This is a genomic window from Noviherbaspirillum sp. FW303-A3 (genome assembly GCF_058788695.1).
Window position 1 is genome coordinate 3,858,784 of sequence record NZ_JBYTAZ010000001.1, and the last position, 17,407, is coordinate 3,876,190.

Here is a 17,407-nt window from a genome sequence, read left to right on the forward strand (position 1 = left end):
CGCTTACCTGGCCGAGGTTTCGGCCAGGCCCCCGCCCAGCGCCCGATACAGATCCACGGCATTCGTTAACCGCAACAGCCTTGCCTGGACCAGCGCCTGCTGCGCCGAAAACAATTCGCGCTGTGCATCCAGCACTTCCAGCGAACTTGCCACGCCATTCCGGTAGCGCAGGTCGGCAAGCTTCAGGCGTTCGGCCTGCGCTTCCATCACGGCGCGCTGCGCATCGATCTGCTCGTCGAGAAACGCCCGGCCCGCCAAGGCATCGGCGACTTCGCGGAAAGCGATCTGGATGGATTTCTCGTACTCCGTCACGGCCAAGTTCTTGCGTACTTCCGCCAGGCTGAGGTTGGCGCTGTTGCGTCCTGCATCGAAGAGCGGCAACACCAGTTGCGGCACGAAGGACCAGCTGCGCGAACCCGATTCGAACAGTCCCGACAGCTCGCCGCTCGCGGTGCCTGTCGCGGCGGTCAGCGAGATGCGCGGGAAGAATGCCGCGCGCGCGGCGCCGATATTGGCATTGGCCGCGCGCAGGCGCTGCTCCGCCGCGCGGATGTCGGGCCGCCGCTCCAGCAGGTCGGAAGGCAAACCGGCAGGGATTTCAGTGACGATGTTTTGCCCGGACAGCGCGTGGGCTGCGGGCAGGTCGCTCAGGGGTTGGCCGGCGAGCAGCGCAAGGGCGTTCGATGCCTGCGCGCGTTGCCGCGTCAGCGTGGCCAGAGATGCGCGCGCGGACTGCGCCAGCGTTTCGTTCTGGCGCAGGTCGAGGGCAGAGGATGCGCCGACATCGAATCGCTGCTTCGCAAGCTTGTAGGCAGACTCGCGGCTCTCGAAGGTCTGGCGCGCAAGGTCGGCCTGTTCATCGAATGCACGCTCGGCGAGATAGGCCTTGGCAACCTCCGCCACCAGCGAGATGCGTGCCGCGCGGCCAGCCTCTTCGGTGGCCAGGTATTGCGCCAGTGCGGCATCGTTCAGGCTGCGCACGCGGCCGAAGAAATCCAGCTCGAAGGCTGACAGGCCGAGGCCGGCCTGGTAGGTGCTGTTCACGGAAGTCACACCCGTCGGCGACACGCTGCCCGGTGTACGGGAACGCGACCCGGACGCCGTCACATTGAAATTCGGCAGCAGGTCGGCCGACTGCACGTTGTACAGCGCGCGCGCCTCCTCGATGCGCAGGGCGGCGATGCGCAGGTCACGGTTGTTTGCCAGTGCCGCTTCGATCAGGCTTTGCAGCCGTTGGTCCGGGAAGAAATCACGCCAACCCGTAGCGCTTGCATTGCCGGCATCCGTCGCCGTTGGATATGCCGCGGCGACGGGCGCATCCGGGCGCTCGTACATCGGCGCGAGCGAGCAGGCCGACAAGATGCCGGCACCCATCAGGGAGAGTATGCGTTGCCTGGTCATGCCTTGTTTCCCTCTTGCTGTTGCATGTGCTCCATGTAGAGCTTCCTCTGCCGCTCACTGCCCTTGAAGATGTTGCGGATGACGACGAAGAATACCGGCACCAGGAACACGGCCAGGACAGTCGCGGTGATCATGCCGCCCATCACGCCGGTGCCGATCGCGCGCTGGCTGGCCGATCCTGCGCCGGTGGCGATCACCAGCGGCAGTACGCCGAGGATGAAGGCGAGCGAGGTCATGATGATCGGGCGGAAGCGCAGGTGCACCGCTTCCAGCGTCGCCTCGACCAGGCCCTTGCCCTGCGCCTGCAGGTCCTTCGCGAATTCCACGATCAGGATGGCGTTCTTGGCCGACAGGCCGATGATGGCGATCAGGCCGACCTTGAAATACACATCGTCAGGCATGCCGCGCATGGTCGCGCCGAGCAGAGCGCCGAGCACGCCCAGCGGCACCACCAGCAGCACCGCGATCGGGATCGTAGTGCTTTCATACAGCGCGGCCAGCACCAGGAATACTGCCAGCAGGGACAGCGCGAACAGGGCCGGGGCCTGGGAGCCGGATGTCTTTTCCTCCAGCGACTGGCCGGTCCATTCCATGCCGATTCCCGGCGGAAGCTGGGCGACCAGCTTTTCCATTTCTTCCATTGCCTCACCGGTGCTGCGGCCCTGCGCGGCGTTGCCGGAAATGCGCATGGACGGGTAACCGTTGTAGCGGAACAGCTGGACAGGACCGACGATCCACTTCGAACTCATGAAGGTGGAGAAGGGCACCATGTCGCCCTTGGTGTTGCGCACGTACAGCTTCATCAGGTCTTCCGGTTGCATGCGCTGCGGAATGTCCGCCTGCACGACGACGCGCTGCTGGCGGCCCTGGTTCGGGAAGTCGTTCACGTACGACGAACCGAGCGCGGTGGACAGCGTCGAATTGATGTCGGCGAAGGTCACGCCGAGCGCGTTCGCCTTGTCGCGGTCGATGCTCAGCTGCAGCTGAGGCGTCGGTTCCAGGCCGTCCGGGCGCACACCCTGGACGACCTGGCTCTTGCCGGCCATGCCGAGCAGCTGGTTGCGCGCCGCCAGCAGGGCGTCATGCCCGACGCCGCCGCGATCCTGCAGGCGCATGGTGAAGCCGGTCGCATTGCCCAGTTCCGGAATCGGCGGCGGGCTTAGCGGGAACACGATTGCATCCTTGATCTGCGCGAAGGCGCCGAATGCCCGGCCAGCAATCGCGCTGGCCGATTGGTCAGGGCCGCGTTCGCTCCAGTCCTTCAGCGGCGTGAAGACGAGTGCCGCATTCTGGCCGCTGCCGGAGAAGCTGAAGCCGGCCACCGCCACCACGCGCGCCACGCTCGGCTGCTGCAGGTAGAAGTTCTCGATTTGCTCGATCACCTGCAGCGTGCGGTTGGTGCTTGCGCCCGGGGGCAGCTGGATGTTGGTGATCAGGTAGCCCTGGTCTTCCTGCGGCAGGAAGGCGGAGGGCATGCGCACGTAGAGCAGGGCGACGCAGGCAACGATCAGCCCGTACACCACCAGCCAGCGGCCGGCGCGCGTGAGCATCCTTCCCACCCAGCCCTGGTAGCCGGTTGCAGTGCTGTGGAAAATGCGGTTGAACGCGCCGAAGAAGCCTGTCTTCGCGTGATGGTGGCCGGCTTCCACCGGTTTGAGCAGGGTCGCGCACAGCGCCGGCGTGAGCGTCAGTGCCATCAACGCGGAGAACACCATCGACGACACCATGGATAGCGAGAACTGGCGGTAGATCGCGCCGACCGCCCCGCCGAACAATGCCATCGGGATGAACACCGCGATCAGCACCAGCGTGATGCCGATGATGGCGCCCGTGATCTGGCCCATCGCCTTGCGCGTCGCCTCGCGCGGCGACAATCCTTCCTCGCTCATGATGCGCTCGACGTTTTCCACCACCACGATCGCGTCGTCCACCAGGATACCGATGGCCAGCACCATGCCGAACATGGACAGCACGTTGATCGAGAAGCCGAACAGCAGCATGGTCGCAAACGTGCCCATCAGCGCCACCGGCACCACGATGGTCGGGATCAGCGTGTAGCGGATGTTCTGCAGGAACAGGTACATCACCAGGAACACCAGCAGGATGGCTTCGAGCAGCGTCTTCACCACTTCCTCGATGGAGATCTGGATGAAGCGCGAGGTATCGTAGGGAATGTCGTACTTCACGCCGGCGGGGAAATACTTCGACAGCTCGTCCATGCGCTGGCGCACGGCCTTGGCGGTGGCGAGCGCATTGGCGGTCGGGGAAAGCTGGACGCCGACGGCGGCGGTCGGCTTGCCGTTCAGTCGGGCGGAGGTCGCATATACCTGGCCGCCGATTTCGATGCGTGCGACGTCGCGCAGGCGCACCGTCGCGCCGCCCGGCGTGGCGCGCAGCACGATGTTGCCGAATTCCTCCGGCGTGGCGAGCTGGCCGGTGACGACGATGGGAGCCGTGATCTGCTGCGTGCTGGCGTTGGGCAGGTCGCCCAGCGTACCGGAGGCGACTTGTGCATTCTGCGCGCGGATGGCGGTGGTGACGTCGGCTGGCGTGAGCTTGAGGCCGACCAGTTTCGTCGGGTCGATCCACACGCGCATCGCGCGCTCGGTGCCGAACAACTGCGCCTGGCCAACGCCCGGTACACGCTTGAGTTCATTGAGCACATTGCGCGACAGGTAGTCGCCCAGCGCCACCGGATCGAGCCGGCCGTCGGTCGAAGACAGCGTCGTGAAGAGCAGGAAGTTGCTGCGCGCCTTGGTCACCTGCACGCCCTGCTGCGTGACTGCCTGCGGCAGGCGCGGCTCGACGCGTTTCAAGCGGTTTTGCACGTCCACGGCGGCGAGGTCGGCATTGGTGCCGGGCAGGAAGGTCACGGTCACCTGTGCCGAGCCGTTGGCCTGGCTTTGCGATTCCATGTATTGCAGGCCTTCCGCGCCGTTCATTTCCTGTTCGATCAGGCTGATGATGCTTTCGTCCAGCGTCTGGGCAGTCGCGCCCGGATAGATCGCGTTGATCTGGATCGACGGCGGTGCGATGGTCGGATACTGCGCGACCGGGAGCCGCATGACGGACAGCGCGCCGGCCAGCAGGATGAAGAGCGCGATGACCCAGGCGAAGACCGGGCGATCGATGAAAAACTTGGCCATGTGAGGGCGTCCTTACTTGGATTGCTGTTCCGGTTGCGCGGGCACTGCGGCGGTGGCCGCTTTCCACGGCACCGGTTTGACGACTGCGCCGGGTTTGGCTTTCTGGAAACCTTCGGCGATCACCTTGTCGCCGGGCTTGATGCCTTCGCTGATGATCCACTTGTCGCCGTGTGCGCTGTCGGCCTTGACCGGTTGCAACGCCACCTTGCCATCCGCGCCGACCAGCAGAACCGAGGCGCCGCTGGCATCTCGCTGCACCGCCTGTTGCGGGACCATGATTGCGTTTTCGCTGACTGCCTGTTCCAGGCGCGCGCGCACGTACAGGCCGGGCAGCAGCATGCGTTCGGGATTCGGAAATTCCGCGCGCAGCGTGACGGCGCCGGTGTTCTCGTCGACGGCCACGTCGGAGAAGAGCAGCTTGCCGTCGTGCGGATAGCTGCGTCCGTCTTCTGTCACCAGCGTGACCCGGGCCTTGTCCTTGCCGACGCTCTTGAGACGGCCGCTCGCCAGCGCACGGCGCAATTGCAGCAGCTCCGCGCTCGACTGCGTCAGGTTCACGTAGACGGGGTCGAGCTGCTGGATCGTTGCCAGCGGCGTGGCTTCGCCCTGGCCGACGAGCGCGCCCTCGGTGACCTGGGCACGGCCGACGCGGCCGGAGATGGGCGCGGTGACCGTCGCATAGCCGAGGTTGAGTCGGGCGGTTTCCTGTGCCGCTTTGGCGGAAGCAAGTTCAGCCGCCGCCTGTTTTTGCGCGGTCAGCGCGTCGTCGTATTCCTGCTTGCTGATCGCGTTGGTTTCGACCAGCGGCTTGTAGCGTTGCGCCTTCAGGTTGGCTTGCGCCAGGTTCGCTTCCGCTTTCGCGACGGCAGCCTGGGTGCTGTTGTAGGTGGCCTGGAAGGGGGCAGGATCGATGCGGAACAGCACGTCGCCGGCCTTCACTTCGCTGCCTTCCTGGAACACCCGCTTGAGCACGATGCCCGGCACGCGCGCACGCACCTGCGCCATGCGGGTCGCTTCGATGCGGCCGGGAAGTTCGGTCGTCATGACGATACGCTCGGCCGCCACAGTGACGACCGCCACTTCGGGCGGCGGCATGCCGGGACCCGGTGCCTGCGCGGCTGCGTTCTTCTCTCCGCAACCCGCCAGGCTGATCAACATGGTCACAAGCGCCGCAACGGACGCAAAACGACGAACTAGGGTCATGTCTTTCTCGCAATGAAAATGGAAACCCGCCTGGGAGAGCCGGATTCTTGAAACGGGGGAGCAATGCCGGAAGCGGATGTCCATGCTGTTGTTGTTCCGGACTGCAAGATGGTCGTCTTATTTTATAGGCATCATCAAATCTCTGCCTTCAAGGCGGGCGGCCGCGTGAGCAAAGTGTCATCACTTTCTCCATTCCCGGCAGAAGTTGTCGTTGTGCGCATCCGGAAGCGTTAAAATATTGATCCAAATCATCTTTCGGCCGGAGACGCACGCCGGAGATGAGGGCGACTCCTTGAAAGGTTGCCTCCATTACTACAGGGCCATATCAAAAGGTCCGCGGAGCCAGGGGTAAGTACCATGCCCAACCAGTTTGTACGCACCACATCGCAAGCCGCATGCCTTTGTGCAATTGCGTCCGTTTTTTCCATCCCCGTTCTTGCACATGCCGCGACGGGAAATAGGGATCTTGCAGCCCTGCCCATCGAGCAGTTGCTCACCCTCGAGGTGTACAGCGCTTCCAGGTTCGTCCAGAAGTTCAGCGAGGCGCCGTCCGCCGTTTCCGTCGTCACGTCCGCCGACATCAAGGCCTTCGGCTGGCGCACGGTGGCCGACATCCTGCGCAGCATGCGCGGACTCTACGTCAGCAACGACCGCAACTACGCCTATCTCGGTGCGCGCGGATTCCTGAGGCCGGGCGACTACAACACCCGTTTCCTGCTGCTGGTCGATGGCAACCGCAACAACGACGCCATATTCGACCAGGCGTCGATCGGCACTGAATTCGTGCTCGACGTGGATCTGATCGAGCGCGTCGAATTCGTGCCGGGGCCGGGGTCGTCGATCTATGGCGCCAACGCCTTCTTCGGCGTGATCAACATCATCACGAAGAAGGGGCGCGACCTGAGCGGTCCGCAAGCGTCTGTCGAAGCCGGCAGCCACGGCATGCGCAAGGCGCGCGCCAGCTACGGCATGCGCCACGACAGCGGTGTCGAATGGCTGCTGTCGGCAAGCAGTTTCCGCGAGGATGGACCGGACCTCTATTTCCCTGAATTCGATGCGCCGGCAACGAACAATGGTGTCGCGCGCAGGATGGACCACGACCGCGCGCAAAACCTGCTGATGAAAGCGTCCCTCGGGCCCTGGAGCGTCTCCGTTGCGCACAGCGAGCGGAAGAAGGGGATTCCGACCGCTTCCTTCAGCCAGGTATTCAATGACCCGCGTTCGCATACTGTCGATACGCAGAGTTTCATCGATGCTGCACACCGCTCACAACTCGCTGCGGATACGGAGTTGACCGCGCGGCTGTACTGGGGGCGCTATGACTATCTGGGCGATTACGTGTACGACTATCCGCCGCTGACCGTGAATCGCGACGGTTCGCGCGCGGCATGGTGGGGCGCGGAGACACAACTCGTCACGACGCGCGCGGACGGCCACAAACTGGTGATGGGCGCCGAGGTCCAGCGCGATTACCGGCGCCGCCAGTTCAACTTCGATGCCGACCCGTTCGTGTCCAATCTCGACGACCGGCGTTCCGGCAACCGCTTCGGCCTGTACCTGCAGGACGAGTTCACGCTGCGGCACGACCTGCTGCTCAATGCCGGCGCCCGTTACGACCATAACTCATCCACCAGCGACAGCAGCGTCAACCCGAGGGTGGCATTGATCCACAAGGCAGGCGAGTCGACCACGCTGAAGGCAATGGTCGGCACTGCCTTCCGTGCCCCGAACGCATACGAGCTCTACTACGACCTGCGGAGCGCGGGAGGGCAGAAGTCGAATCCTTCCCTGAAGGCGGAACGCATCCGCACCCAGGAACTGAGTGCTGAACATCATTTTTCGACGGGCGCGCGCATCACGGCGTCGGTATACCGGAACACGGTCTCGGACCTGATTACGCAAACACTGGATCCATCCGACGGCCTGCTGGTATTCCAGAACCTCGATCGCGCGCGGGCGCGCGGCATCGAACTCGAACTGGAGAAGGCATGGACCGGCGGCGCCCGCCTGCGCTCCAGCTATAGCTGGCAACAGGCGAAGGACGGGACGACCGGCGCAACGCTGGTCAACTCGCCGCGGCACCTGGCCAAGTTCAACCTCAGCGCGCCGCTGCCGCGCATCGGGTGGCGGGCAGGCGCCGAAGCGCAGTACGTGGGGCGCCGCAACACACTGCGGGCCGAGACGGCGGGCTATTGGATCGGCAACCTCACCATGTCAGCGATTCGCCTGGCGCCGGGACTGGAACTGTCAGCCAGCATCTATAACCTGTTCGACCGCCGTTATGCCGATCCGGGCGCGGCCGAACATGCCCAGGACGCCATCGTGCAGAACGGGCGCACCGGCAGACTCAAGCTGACTTACGCGTTCTGATGTCCGATTTTGTGATTCACTTGTTGCGCTCGACCTTATGCATGCTGGCGGCGGCACTCCTGCTGCCGCTGCAGGCGGCGGCGCAGCCGGTGCCGGAATATGAACTGAAAGCCGCGTTCGTGTACAACTTTGCGCTCTTTACCGAATGGCCTGCCGATACGGCCTACGAGGGAGGAAGCTTGAACATCTGCATCAACCCTGCAAGCGTGCTGCGCCAGTCCCTGACCGGCCTGGGTGAAAAGACCGTCAAGGGGCGTCGCGTGTCGGTTCGCCACCTGGCGGCGCTCGATTCGCTGCGTGCATGCCATGTGCTGTTCGTCGACGGCAGCGACCGCGAGCGCTGGGTGCAGATCAAGAAGGGACTCGGCGAGGCCAGCGTGCTGACGATTTCCGACGATGAAGAGATCGGCCACGACGGCAGCATCATTGCCCTGGCCATGAACAACAACCGCATCGTGTTCGACGTCGACACGCGTGCAGCAAGACAGGCGCGGCTGATGCTCAGTTCCAAGCTGCTGCGGCTGGCAAGGACCGTGCAATGACTGTTCCGCATTTCTCCCGCCCGCCACGGTTGGGCCGCTGGATGGATCTGGCCAACCTGGCCACCGCCGGCGCAGCCTTGCTGGTTGCCAGCGTCCTGCTGATCCTGTTCCAGTTCTTCTCGCTCCGCGGCGACCTGCTCGAGGATATGAAGGTGCAGGCAAGGATCGTCGGCGAAAACAGTGCGGCGGCGCTCCTGTTCAACGACAGCAAGGCCAGCAATGAAACGCTGGCTGTGCTGGAGGCTTCTCCCAGCATCGAGGCCGCGGGGCTGTTCACAAATCAGCGCAAGCTGCTTGCTTCGTACCGCCGCGAGGGCGTCTCGCAGATTTCGGCGCCGTTGCCGTTGCTCGTCGCAGATGGGTACCTTTTCGGTTTCAACCACCTCGAAGTAGTGCGCCGGGTGGAGATCGACGGCCGCGAGATCGGACGGGTTGTCATCCGCGCCAGCCTCGATCAGCTCTATGCCCGTCTTGTCGGCTATGCCGGCCTGACGCTGGCCATCGCGATGGGATCGCTCGCCGTCGCTTACCTGCTTGTCGCGCGCATGCGGCGGGCGGTCAAGAGTGCGGAAGCGCACCTCGACTATCTCGCCCACATCGATTCCGTGACCGGGCTGCCCAACCGCCATGCGTTCAATGAATATCTCGCCGCGGCGCTGGACAAGGTAGACCAGTTCGGCGGCGTCGTCGGTCTGCTGCTGCTCGACCTCGACAACTTCAAGATCGTCAACGACACGTTGGGGCACCATAGCGGCGACACCTTGCTCAGGCTGGTGGCGAAACGGCTGATGGAATGCCTGCGCGGCGGCGACGTGATCTGCCGCATCGGCGGCGACGAGTTCGCGGTTATCCTCGAGCCGTCGGCGACGACCGGTGCCGTCGGGGTCGCGGAGAAGATCCTCGATGTGCTGGCGGCTCCCTTCGACGTGGACATCCACGAGATCTACGTGACCGCCAGCGTCGGCATCAGCATCTACCCGGACGACGCGCCCGACCTCGAAACACTGACCCGCAACGCCGACACCGCGATGTACCAGGCCAAGGGCCGCGGCAAGAATGCCTTCGAACAGTTCCATCCGGAACTCGACAAGCGCGTGCAGAAACGGCTGTCCCTCGAAACCAACCTGCGCAAGGCGCTCGAACGCGAAGAACTGCTGCTGTACTACCAGCCGCAGGTCAACCTGCGCGACGGCAAACTCGTGGGGCTGGAAGCCCTGCTGCGCTGGAGGCATCCCGAACTGGGCCTGATCAGCCCCGCGGAATTCATCCCGGTGGCGGAAGACAGCGGACTGATCGTGCCGATCGGGCGCTGGGTGCTGCGCACCGCCTGCCGTCAGGTGGCCGCATGGCGCGATGCCGGTCTCGGATCGATTTCCGTGTCGGTCAACCTGTCGGCGCGACAGACGCGGGATCCGCACCTGATGCATGACATCATCGGCGCGTTGCGCGAGGTCGATATTCCGCCCGGCCAGCTGGAACTGGAGATCACGGAAACGGTGCTGATGGATAACGTCCACGACAATGTGGACCTGCTCAACCGGCTGCAGAAGGAAGGCATCCGCCTGTCGATCGACGATTTCGGCACTGGCTATTCCTCGATGGCCTATCTCAAGCGCTTCCCGATCGACCAGGTCAAGATCGACCGCACCTTCGTGCGCGACATTCCGGGCGACGGCGACGACGAGGCGATCACCACCGCCATCATCGCCATGGCGCACAGCCTCGGCCTGTCAGTCGTCGCGGAAGGGGTGGAAACGGAAGCGCAACTGAACTTCCTCCGCAATGCCGGCTGCGACATCATGCAGGGCTTTTATTTCGCAGAACCGCGCCCGCCGGAGCAGGTGGCGGCTTTCCTCAAGAGCCGTGCCGTGCTGATGAGCGCAGCCTCCGCATCACGCTGAATTTCCCTCCCGATCTTGTAGGGCCGCAACAGTGTTGCGCGCGTTCAGGCCACCTATTGGCACAACACAAACGCGCGCGAAAAACGCCTCTATCCTTCTGCGGGAATGCTAGTCTCGAATCGAGTCATCGAACTGGTGGAGGCTGCCATTCCTGGGGTGAACGATTTGAATGATGCGGGTGCCGCGCTGCAGGCGATGTTTCCCGCCGGCGCGCTGGCAGGCAATGCAGATGAGCGCGAAGACGTCATGGTCGAACTGCATGCCGGCCCACCGGCGGCGTCCGTTGACGCCGCGATGCAATCCCTCTACAGCAATATCCATTCGACGTTTGCGCACCTCCAGGTCTATGGCGGCCTGCAGAATGTCACGCACACCTATCTTGCGCGGCGCAAGGATCGCTTCCTTGCCGTCTTCCTGCTGCGCAGGGAAGGCAACACGGTGCGCGTCGTCAATGAAGGCATGACGGTCGACGAAACGGAGCTCGAACGCTTCGCCGGCCACATCTTTTCCATCTGGCGTTCGGTCAGCGCCATCTGCCTGCATGCAGTCGACTCGCAGGTACGGGTCCTGCGCCGGCCTTTCCAGCAATACGCCTGCACCGCGAACATCGTCCTGCCGCTGCCCGCCACGGCCGACGAGTACGTCGCCAGCCTCGGCAAGAACATGCGCCGCAACCTGCGCCGCTATATGGACAAGCTCAAGCGCGACCATCCCTCCATGCAGGTCGACGTCTCGGAGAAGGGCGAGGCGAGCGAGGACGACATGCACGCGATCATCGCGCTGAACCGGGTGCGCATCGCCGGCAAGAACATCCGCTACGGACTCGACGACGAAGTGGAAAAGGTCATTGTCCTCGTGCGCGAGTGCGGGATGGTGGTCGCGATGCGGATCGACGGGCGGGTGGTCGGCGGCAGCATCGGCTACTTTGCCGGCAGCCATTACTTCTTCAAGGTGATTTCGCATGACCCGCGCTACAACGAGTATTCGGCGGGCATCCTGTGCTGTTACCTGACGATCTGCGCATGCATCGCGCGCGGCTGCAAGGAATACAACTTCATGTGGAACGAGTACGAATACAAGTTCGCGCTCGGCGCGCATTCGCGCAGCCTGCATCACGTCGTCGTGTACCGCTCGCGCCTGCACTTCCTGCTGCGTCCGCGGCTGGCGCTGTCGAATGCGGCAGCGGCATGGCGCCATCGTATTTCTTCCCTGTTCGACAGGGCTGCGAAGGAGGAGAGCCTGGGCAGGGGAGAGCGCGCCGCCGTGCGCATTCTCGGGGCGCTGCGGTCGGCAAAGCGTGCACTAGCCGGGCTGCGGGGTGGCGCCTGATACGGGTTTCATCAACGGCGGCACGGCCAGCACTTCCAGCATCCGGTAAGAGAACAGGCCGGCCCGCGACGCCACCAGCTTTCCGTCGCGGTCGAAGACCAGCACGATGGGCATCTGGTGTTCCGCAAGCGGTCCGACGTTGTGCTCGCCGAGCATCGCCACCGGCAGGCTGAGTTTCCGCTTCGCGGTGAAGGCGCGCAGCATGGCCGCATCGTTTACGGTCGATATGGCCACCACCTTCACGCCGCGGCTTTGGTAGTCGTTATGAAAGCGTTGCAGCTCGGCGATGCACTTGCGGGAAGCGAGCGAATCCGGCGACCAGAACGACAGCAGCGTGATGGAGCCGCGGCTGTCATCCAGCGAATACCGGCTCCCGTCGAGCATTTCGGCTTCGATGCGCAAGGAGGCGGGCTGGTCCGCGGCAAATGCGGATGCGGCGAAAAGCAAGCCGGCAAGGAAAGCCGTGCGCAGGCGGGAGAGAATCGGCATCGTAATGGTGCCGGCCGGAGATCGTCAGGAGGTCTGCCGGCCGGTATCTTTCTGGGTGTCTTCGGGTTGCGGGGCGCTCGCCTGCTGCCGCCGGTCCGGGGTGTCACGGGCGACTGCACGGCGTTCGACCATGCGGCGTTCGCGGAACTTGTTAAGGTCGTAGCTTGCTTGTTCGAACAGCGTCTCGGGTTTGGTCATGATGATCTCCAACGTGACCGATGTCTCCCGGCCATGCTTGCCAGTGTAGACCGCCTTGCCGCCACGCGTTTGATGTGAAGCAATATTTCCTGATATCGACGATGGCTATTGCTGCATTGCCAGGCGAAGAATGGCCTGTCTTGCCGCGTTTTCAAGCCCTGCGAGTTCCGGCCGCGTCGGGCGGTTCCGGACGCGAAAAAGCATCAGCCCCTCGACCTGCGCGACGATCAGCGCCGCCCGCAGGACATACTCTTCATCCGAAATCGCCGGGGACAAGCCCTGGATCAGCTTGTAGATCGCCTTCCGTTCGCGCGATTGCATGCGCTCCATCAATGTGGAGGCGAAGGTATTGCGCGTGGCCAGTGCCCAGAATTCGAAGAACATGCCGCGAATGACCGGATTGCCAAGCTCTTCGAGAAACATGTCGACCGTGGCCAGCAACTGCTCGACGCGCGACGTGTCCTTCATGGACGCGGCGATGCTGTCGATCTTTTCCTGGAAATGGTTGAGCGAATCGAGCAGCAACGCTTCGACCAGCATGTCCTTGCTCTTGTAGTAGTGCTGCACATTGCTCAGGCTGACGCCGACCTGTGCCGCGACGCGCCGCATCGAGAGGCCACCGTAGCCTTCCGACGCAAAGATCTCGCGTGCCGCCTGCAGGATGTCGTTGGCGCGTGCATAGCCTTTTTCCGTGGTGCTGGAAGTTTTGCGTTGCAGCGAAGTCTTGAGCGCGGGTGACATGGGCGGAAGGCAAAAAACGGACGCGGGATTATCGCACGCGCATTGACAGAACAACTACGCGGCCTGTAGTCTTGGAGTTTAGGTCATGTGACCTATAATGTCCATTTCCCCTTGAACTTCCACCGGAGTACACGATGAGCGGCAAAGTCTTCGTTTCGGGCGTCGGTATGATCCCTTTCGCCAAGCCGGGTGCGAGCGCGCCCTATGACCAGATGGGCGCCAGCGCGGCGCGCCTGGCGCTGGCCGATGCCGGCATCGCCTACGAAGACGTGCAGCAAGCCTATGCCGGCTATGTGTACGGCGACTCGACCAGCGGCCAGAAGGCGCTGTATGCGGTCGGCATGACCGGCATTCCCATCGTCAACGTCAACAACAACTGCTCGACCGGTTCGACCGCCTTGTTCCTCGCGCGCCAGGCCGTCGCCAGCGGCGCGGCAGATTGCGTGCTGGCCCTCGGCTTCGAGCAGATGACACCGGGTGCGCTCAGTTCCGTATTCAAGGACCGGCCGTCGCCCTTCGACGCATTCGACGCCATCACCGATGAGCTGGTCGGCATGCCGGAGATTCCGCTCGCATTGCGCTATTTCGGCGGCGCCGGCCTGAGTCACATGGAGAAGTACGGGACGCGCCTCGAGACCTTTGCCAAGATCCGCGCCAAGGCCAGCCGTCACGCCGCCAACAACCCGCTCGCGCTGTTCAGGCAGGTGCTGACCGCGGAGGACGTGATGAACGCGCCGATGATCTGGCCCGGCGCGATGACACGTTCGATGGCCTGTCCGCCGACCTGTGGCGCGGCAGCCGCGGTATTGGTATCCGAGAAGTTCGCGAAGTCGCGCGGCCTCGATACGCGCGTGCACATCGCCGCCCAGGCGATGACCACGGACAGGCCAGGCACCTTCGACTCGCGCGACATGATGCGCGTGGTCGGATTCGACATGGCGAAGGAAGCGGCGTTCCGCGTGTATGAGGAGGCGGGCATCGGCCCCGACGGCATCGATGTGATCGAGCTGCACGACTGCTTTGCGCAGAACGAGCTGATCACCTATGAGGCCCTTGGCCTCTGCCCGGAGGGCGGCGCGGAAAAGTTCGTGGAAGCCGGCGACAACACCTACGGCGGCAAGGTGGTCACCAACCCGTCCGGCGGCCTGCTGTCGAAAGGCCATCCGCTCGGCGCCACCGGCCTCGCCCAATGCTACGAGCTGACGCACCAGCTGCGCGGGACGGCGGAAGCGCGCCAGGTCGAAGGCGCGCGCGTTGCGCTCCAGCACAACCTCGGCCTTGGCGGCGCCTGTGTTGTCACCATGTATCGCGCGGGGTAAGGGAGGATGACAATGGCCTACACCTCGCCCTGGACCAATCCGGAGATCGAAGGCTTCCGCGACGCGGTACGCCGTTTCGTCGAAGCGGAAATCGTTCCTCACCAGGAGAAGTGGCGCAAGCAGCAGCATGTCGACCGCGATGTATGGCGCAAGGCCGGCAACCTTGGCATGCTGCTGGCGGACATTCCCGAAGAGTACGGCGGTAGCGGAGGAAGCTTTGCCCACGAGTGCGTCCTGTTTGAAGAACTGGCGTATGCGGGCGATGTTTCCTTCGGCCTGCACGTCCATGCCATCGTCGCCAACTACCTGCTGCACCAGGGCACCGAGGAACAGAAGAAGAAATACCTGCCCAGGCTGGCAAACGGCGAGATGATCGCCGCCATTGCGATGTCCGAACCGGGCGCCGGCTCCGACCTGAAGAGCATCCGCACGACGGCAGTGCGCGATGGCGACGGCTACCGGCTGAATGGTTCCAAGACCTTCATTTCCAACGGTTATCTTGCCGACCTCATCCTGGTCGTGGCCAAGACCGAACCCGAAGCAGGCGCGAAGGGCATTTCGCTGATGCTGCTGGAGACGCGCGATTGCAAGGGTTTCCGCGTCGGCCGCATCCTCGAGAAGATCGGCCAGAAAGGCCAGGACACTTGCGAGCTGTTCTTCGACAATGCGCGCGTGGCGCCGGACGGCGTGCTGGGCGGCGTGGAAGGAAGGGGCTTCACGCAGCTGATGAATGAACTGCCGTACGAGCGCACCATCATCGGTGTGTCCGGGGTGGCATCCATCGAGCGCGCGCTGCGCCTGACGATCGAATACACGCGCGAGCGCAAGGCTTTCGGCCAGGCGCTCATCGACATGCAGAACACGCGCTTCGTGCTGGCCGAAGCGAAGACCGAAGCCACCATCGCCCGCACCTTCGTCGACCGTTGCGTGGTCGACATGCTGGAAGGACGCATGGACACCGTGCTGGCGTCCATGGCGAAATACTGGATCTCCGACCTGCAATGCAAGGTCATCGACAACTGCCTGCAACTGTTCGGCGGGTACGGCTACATGCTCGAATACCCGATCGCGCAGATGTATGCCGATGCCCGCGTGCAGCGCATCTACGGCGGCGCGAATGAAATCATGAAGGAAATCATCGCGCGTTCGCTATAGCCTTGGCGCGCTGTCGTCCTTGCCTTGCTTGCACGGGAAGGTTGGTTGAGGCCACCATCTTCAGCCCCGGCGCGCCGCCGGAAATCAGCTTGAATGCGCTGACCAGCTGAGCCTGTTTCTGCGCCTGCTCGCGCAGTGTCTCTGCCGCGGCGGCCGATTGTTCCACCAGCGCCGCGTTCTGCTGGGTGATTTCGTCCATCTGCGTGATGGCCTGGTTCACCTGCTCGATGCCTGCGCTCTGCTCGCGGCTGGCGGAGGTGATCTCGTTCATGATGCTGGTGACATGCTGCACGGACGAGACAATCTCGGCCATGGTCTTGCCGGCATCATCCACCATGACGCTGCCCGACTCGACCTTCTGCACTGAGTCGTTGATGAGTTCCTTGATCTCCTTGGCCGCGCCCGCCGAGCGTTGCGCAAGCGTGCGCACTTCTGCCGCGACGACGGCAAATCCGCGGCCCTGCTCGCCGGCGCGCGCGGCCTCCACCGCGGCGTTGAGCGCGAGGATATTGGTCTGGAATGCAATGCCGTCGATGACACTGATGATGTCGGAAATCCTGCTCGAGCTTTCACGGATGGATGCCATGGTTTTGATCACCTTGCTGACCGCGTCGCCGCCCTTCACGGCGATGGAAGAGGTGGCGATCACGAGCTGGTTCGCCTCATGCGCATTGTCGGCATTCTGGCGCACGGTGCTGGTCAGTTCTTCCATGGAAGAGGCGGTTTCCTCCAGCGAGCTGGCCTGCGATTCGGTACGCGCGGAGAGGTCGGAGTTGCCGGCAGCGATTTCCCGCGATCCCTTGTTGACGAGGTCGGTGGCTTCCTTGATCTGGCCGACGAGCAGCTTCACGTTGGTCTGCAGGACGCGTATCGCCTGCAGGACTTTCGAAATTTCATCGTCGCCTTCCGAGTGGATCTTGCAGCTGAGGTCGCCGGCGCTCATGCGGTCGATGTCTTGCCTCGCGCTCTCGAGGCGCGTCACGATGTCGCGGTAGAGCGCGAATCCGAACAGTACGGCAAACAGGAGTCCAACCGTCGATATCGCCGCGCCCGGGAACGCGATGCCAGCGCCGAACAGGCCGGCAAGCATGCCGAACCCCGTCAGCATCCTGGTCTTCAGCGACAGGTTCCTGACGAAGCGCAGGCGCGAAAACACGGAGCGGTGCACGGCATTTCCTTCGCGGATCTCGAGCGATTTGTCGCCCGCCTTGATGGCCTTGTATGCCTGTTCCGCCGCTGTTACCTGCTCGCGGCTGGGCTTGATGCGGATCGATGTATAGCCGGTCACCTGGCCGTTCTCGATGAGCGGCGCGGCGTTGGCCTCCACCCAGTAGTGGTTGCCGTTCTTGCAGCGGTTCTTGACGAGGCCCGTCCATGCCTTGCCGCTCTGGATCGTGCGCCAGAAATCCTCGAAGGCTTCCACCGGCATGTCCGGATGGCGGACGATGTTCTGCGGGGCGCCCATCAGCTCGGATTCAGAAAAGCCGCTGATGTTGATGAAATCCTGGTTGACGTAAGTAATACGGCCTTTCAGGTCCGTCTTCGAAACGATTGTCTCGGTATCTTTCAGTACATATTCGATTCCGGTCACGGGAAGGTTGGTTCGCATCGAC

13 protein-coding genes are annotated in these 17,407 nt (G+C 63.5%); 6 read left to right on the top strand and 7 right to left on the bottom strand.

Annotated elements, in window-relative coordinates; genetic code table 11:
• Nucleotides 1-3 precede the first annotated feature (3 nt).
• Genes AC3WOY_RS18555 through AC3WOY_RS18565 form a run of 3 tightly spaced genes read right to left on the bottom strand, consistent with a single transcriptional unit; the run spans nucleotide 4 to nucleotide 5,750 of the window.
• Nucleotides 4-1,401, bottom strand: a complete 1,398-nt coding sequence (locus AC3WOY_RS18555) for an efflux transporter outer membrane subunit (RefSeq protein ID WP_492426390.1) — start codon at nucleotides 1,399-1,401, stop codon at nucleotides 4-6.
• A complete protein-coding gene (locus tag AC3WOY_RS18560; protein ID WP_492426392.1) occupies nucleotides 1,398-4,547 on the bottom strand; it encodes an efflux RND transporter permease subunit in 3,150 nt (1,049 codons plus the stop codon). Before AC3WOY_RS18560 ends, AC3WOY_RS18555 begins: the two co-directional genes overlap by 4 nt.
• A 12-nt stretch (nucleotides 4,548-4,559) precedes the next feature.
• A complete protein-coding gene (locus AC3WOY_RS18565) occupies nucleotides 4,560-5,750 on the bottom strand; it encodes an efflux RND transporter periplasmic adaptor subunit (protein ID WP_492426394.1) in 1,191 nt (396 codons plus the stop codon).
• A gap of 357 nt (nucleotides 5,751-6,107) precedes the next feature.
• Between AC3WOY_RS18565 and AC3WOY_RS18570 the strand changes: the two genes are divergently transcribed.
• From AC3WOY_RS18570 to AC3WOY_RS18585, 4 genes are all read left to right on the top strand, one after another.
• Nucleotides 6,108-8,120, top strand: coding sequence for a TonB-dependent receptor plug domain-containing protein (locus AC3WOY_RS18570; protein WP_492426396.1), 2,013 nt, complete (start codon nucleotides 6,108-6,110; stop codon nucleotides 8,118-8,120).
• Complete coding sequence (locus tag AC3WOY_RS18575) at nucleotides 8,120-8,662, top strand: YfiR family protein (RefSeq protein ID WP_492426398.1); 543 nt, start codon at nucleotides 8,120-8,122, stop codon at nucleotides 8,660-8,662. Before AC3WOY_RS18570 ends, AC3WOY_RS18575 begins: the two co-directional genes overlap by 1 nt.
• Nucleotides 8,659-10,563, top strand: coding sequence for a putative bifunctional diguanylate cyclase/phosphodiesterase (locus AC3WOY_RS18580; RefSeq protein ID WP_492426400.1), 1,905 nt, complete (start codon nucleotides 8,659-8,661; stop codon nucleotides 10,561-10,563). The genes AC3WOY_RS18575 and AC3WOY_RS18580 overlap by 4 nt, the downstream gene beginning before the upstream one ends.
• A gap of 105 nt (nucleotides 10,564-10,668) precedes the next feature.
• Entirely contained in the window at nucleotides 10,669-11,892 is a 1,224-nt protein-coding gene (locus AC3WOY_RS18585; protein WP_492426402.1) for a GNAT family N-acetyltransferase, read from the top strand.
• On the opposite strand, the gene AC3WOY_RS18590 is transcribed toward AC3WOY_RS18585, so the two are convergent.
• The 3 genes from AC3WOY_RS18590 to AC3WOY_RS18600 form a co-directional block, all read right to left on the bottom strand.
• A complete protein-coding gene (locus tag AC3WOY_RS18590; protein WP_492426404.1) occupies nucleotides 11,866-12,381 on the bottom strand; it encodes a TlpA disulfide reductase family protein in 516 nt (171 codons plus the stop codon). The genes AC3WOY_RS18585 and AC3WOY_RS18590 overlap by 27 nt on opposite strands.
• A 24-nt stretch (nucleotides 12,382-12,405) precedes the next feature.
• The gene (locus AC3WOY_RS18595; protein ID WP_492426406.1) at nucleotides 12,406-12,579 is read right to left on the bottom strand and encodes a hypothetical protein; all 174 of its coding nucleotides are present in this window, start codon (nucleotides 12,577-12,579) and stop codon (nucleotides 12,406-12,408) included.
• 105 nt (nucleotides 12,580-12,684) lie between these two features.
• Nucleotides 12,685-13,320, bottom strand: a complete 636-nt coding sequence (locus tag AC3WOY_RS18600; RefSeq protein WP_492426408.1) for a TetR/AcrR family transcriptional regulator — start codon at nucleotides 13,318-13,320, stop codon at nucleotides 12,685-12,687.
• 134 nt (nucleotides 13,321-13,454) lie between these two features.
• On the opposite strand from AC3WOY_RS18600, the gene AC3WOY_RS18605 reads away from it, so the two are divergent.
• Nucleotides 13,455-14,639 (top strand): lipid-transfer protein, encoded by a 1,185-nt coding sequence (locus AC3WOY_RS18605; protein ID WP_492426410.1) that lies wholly within the window; start codon nucleotides 13,455-13,457, stop codon nucleotides 14,637-14,639.
• Nucleotides 14,640-14,645: 6 nt separating this feature from the next.
• Complete coding sequence (locus tag AC3WOY_RS18610; protein WP_492426412.1) at nucleotides 14,646-15,794, top strand: acyl-CoA dehydrogenase family protein; 1,149 nt, start codon at nucleotides 14,646-14,648, stop codon at nucleotides 15,792-15,794.
• Here the strand turns inward: AC3WOY_RS18610 and AC3WOY_RS18615 are convergent.
• Entirely contained in the window at nucleotides 15,775-17,403 is a 1,629-nt protein-coding gene (locus AC3WOY_RS18615) for a methyl-accepting chemotaxis protein (RefSeq protein WP_492426414.1), read from the bottom strand. The two genes, AC3WOY_RS18610 and AC3WOY_RS18615, sit on opposite strands and share 20 nt — an antisense overlap.
• Between the last annotated feature and the right edge of the window lie 4 nt (nucleotides 17,404-17,407).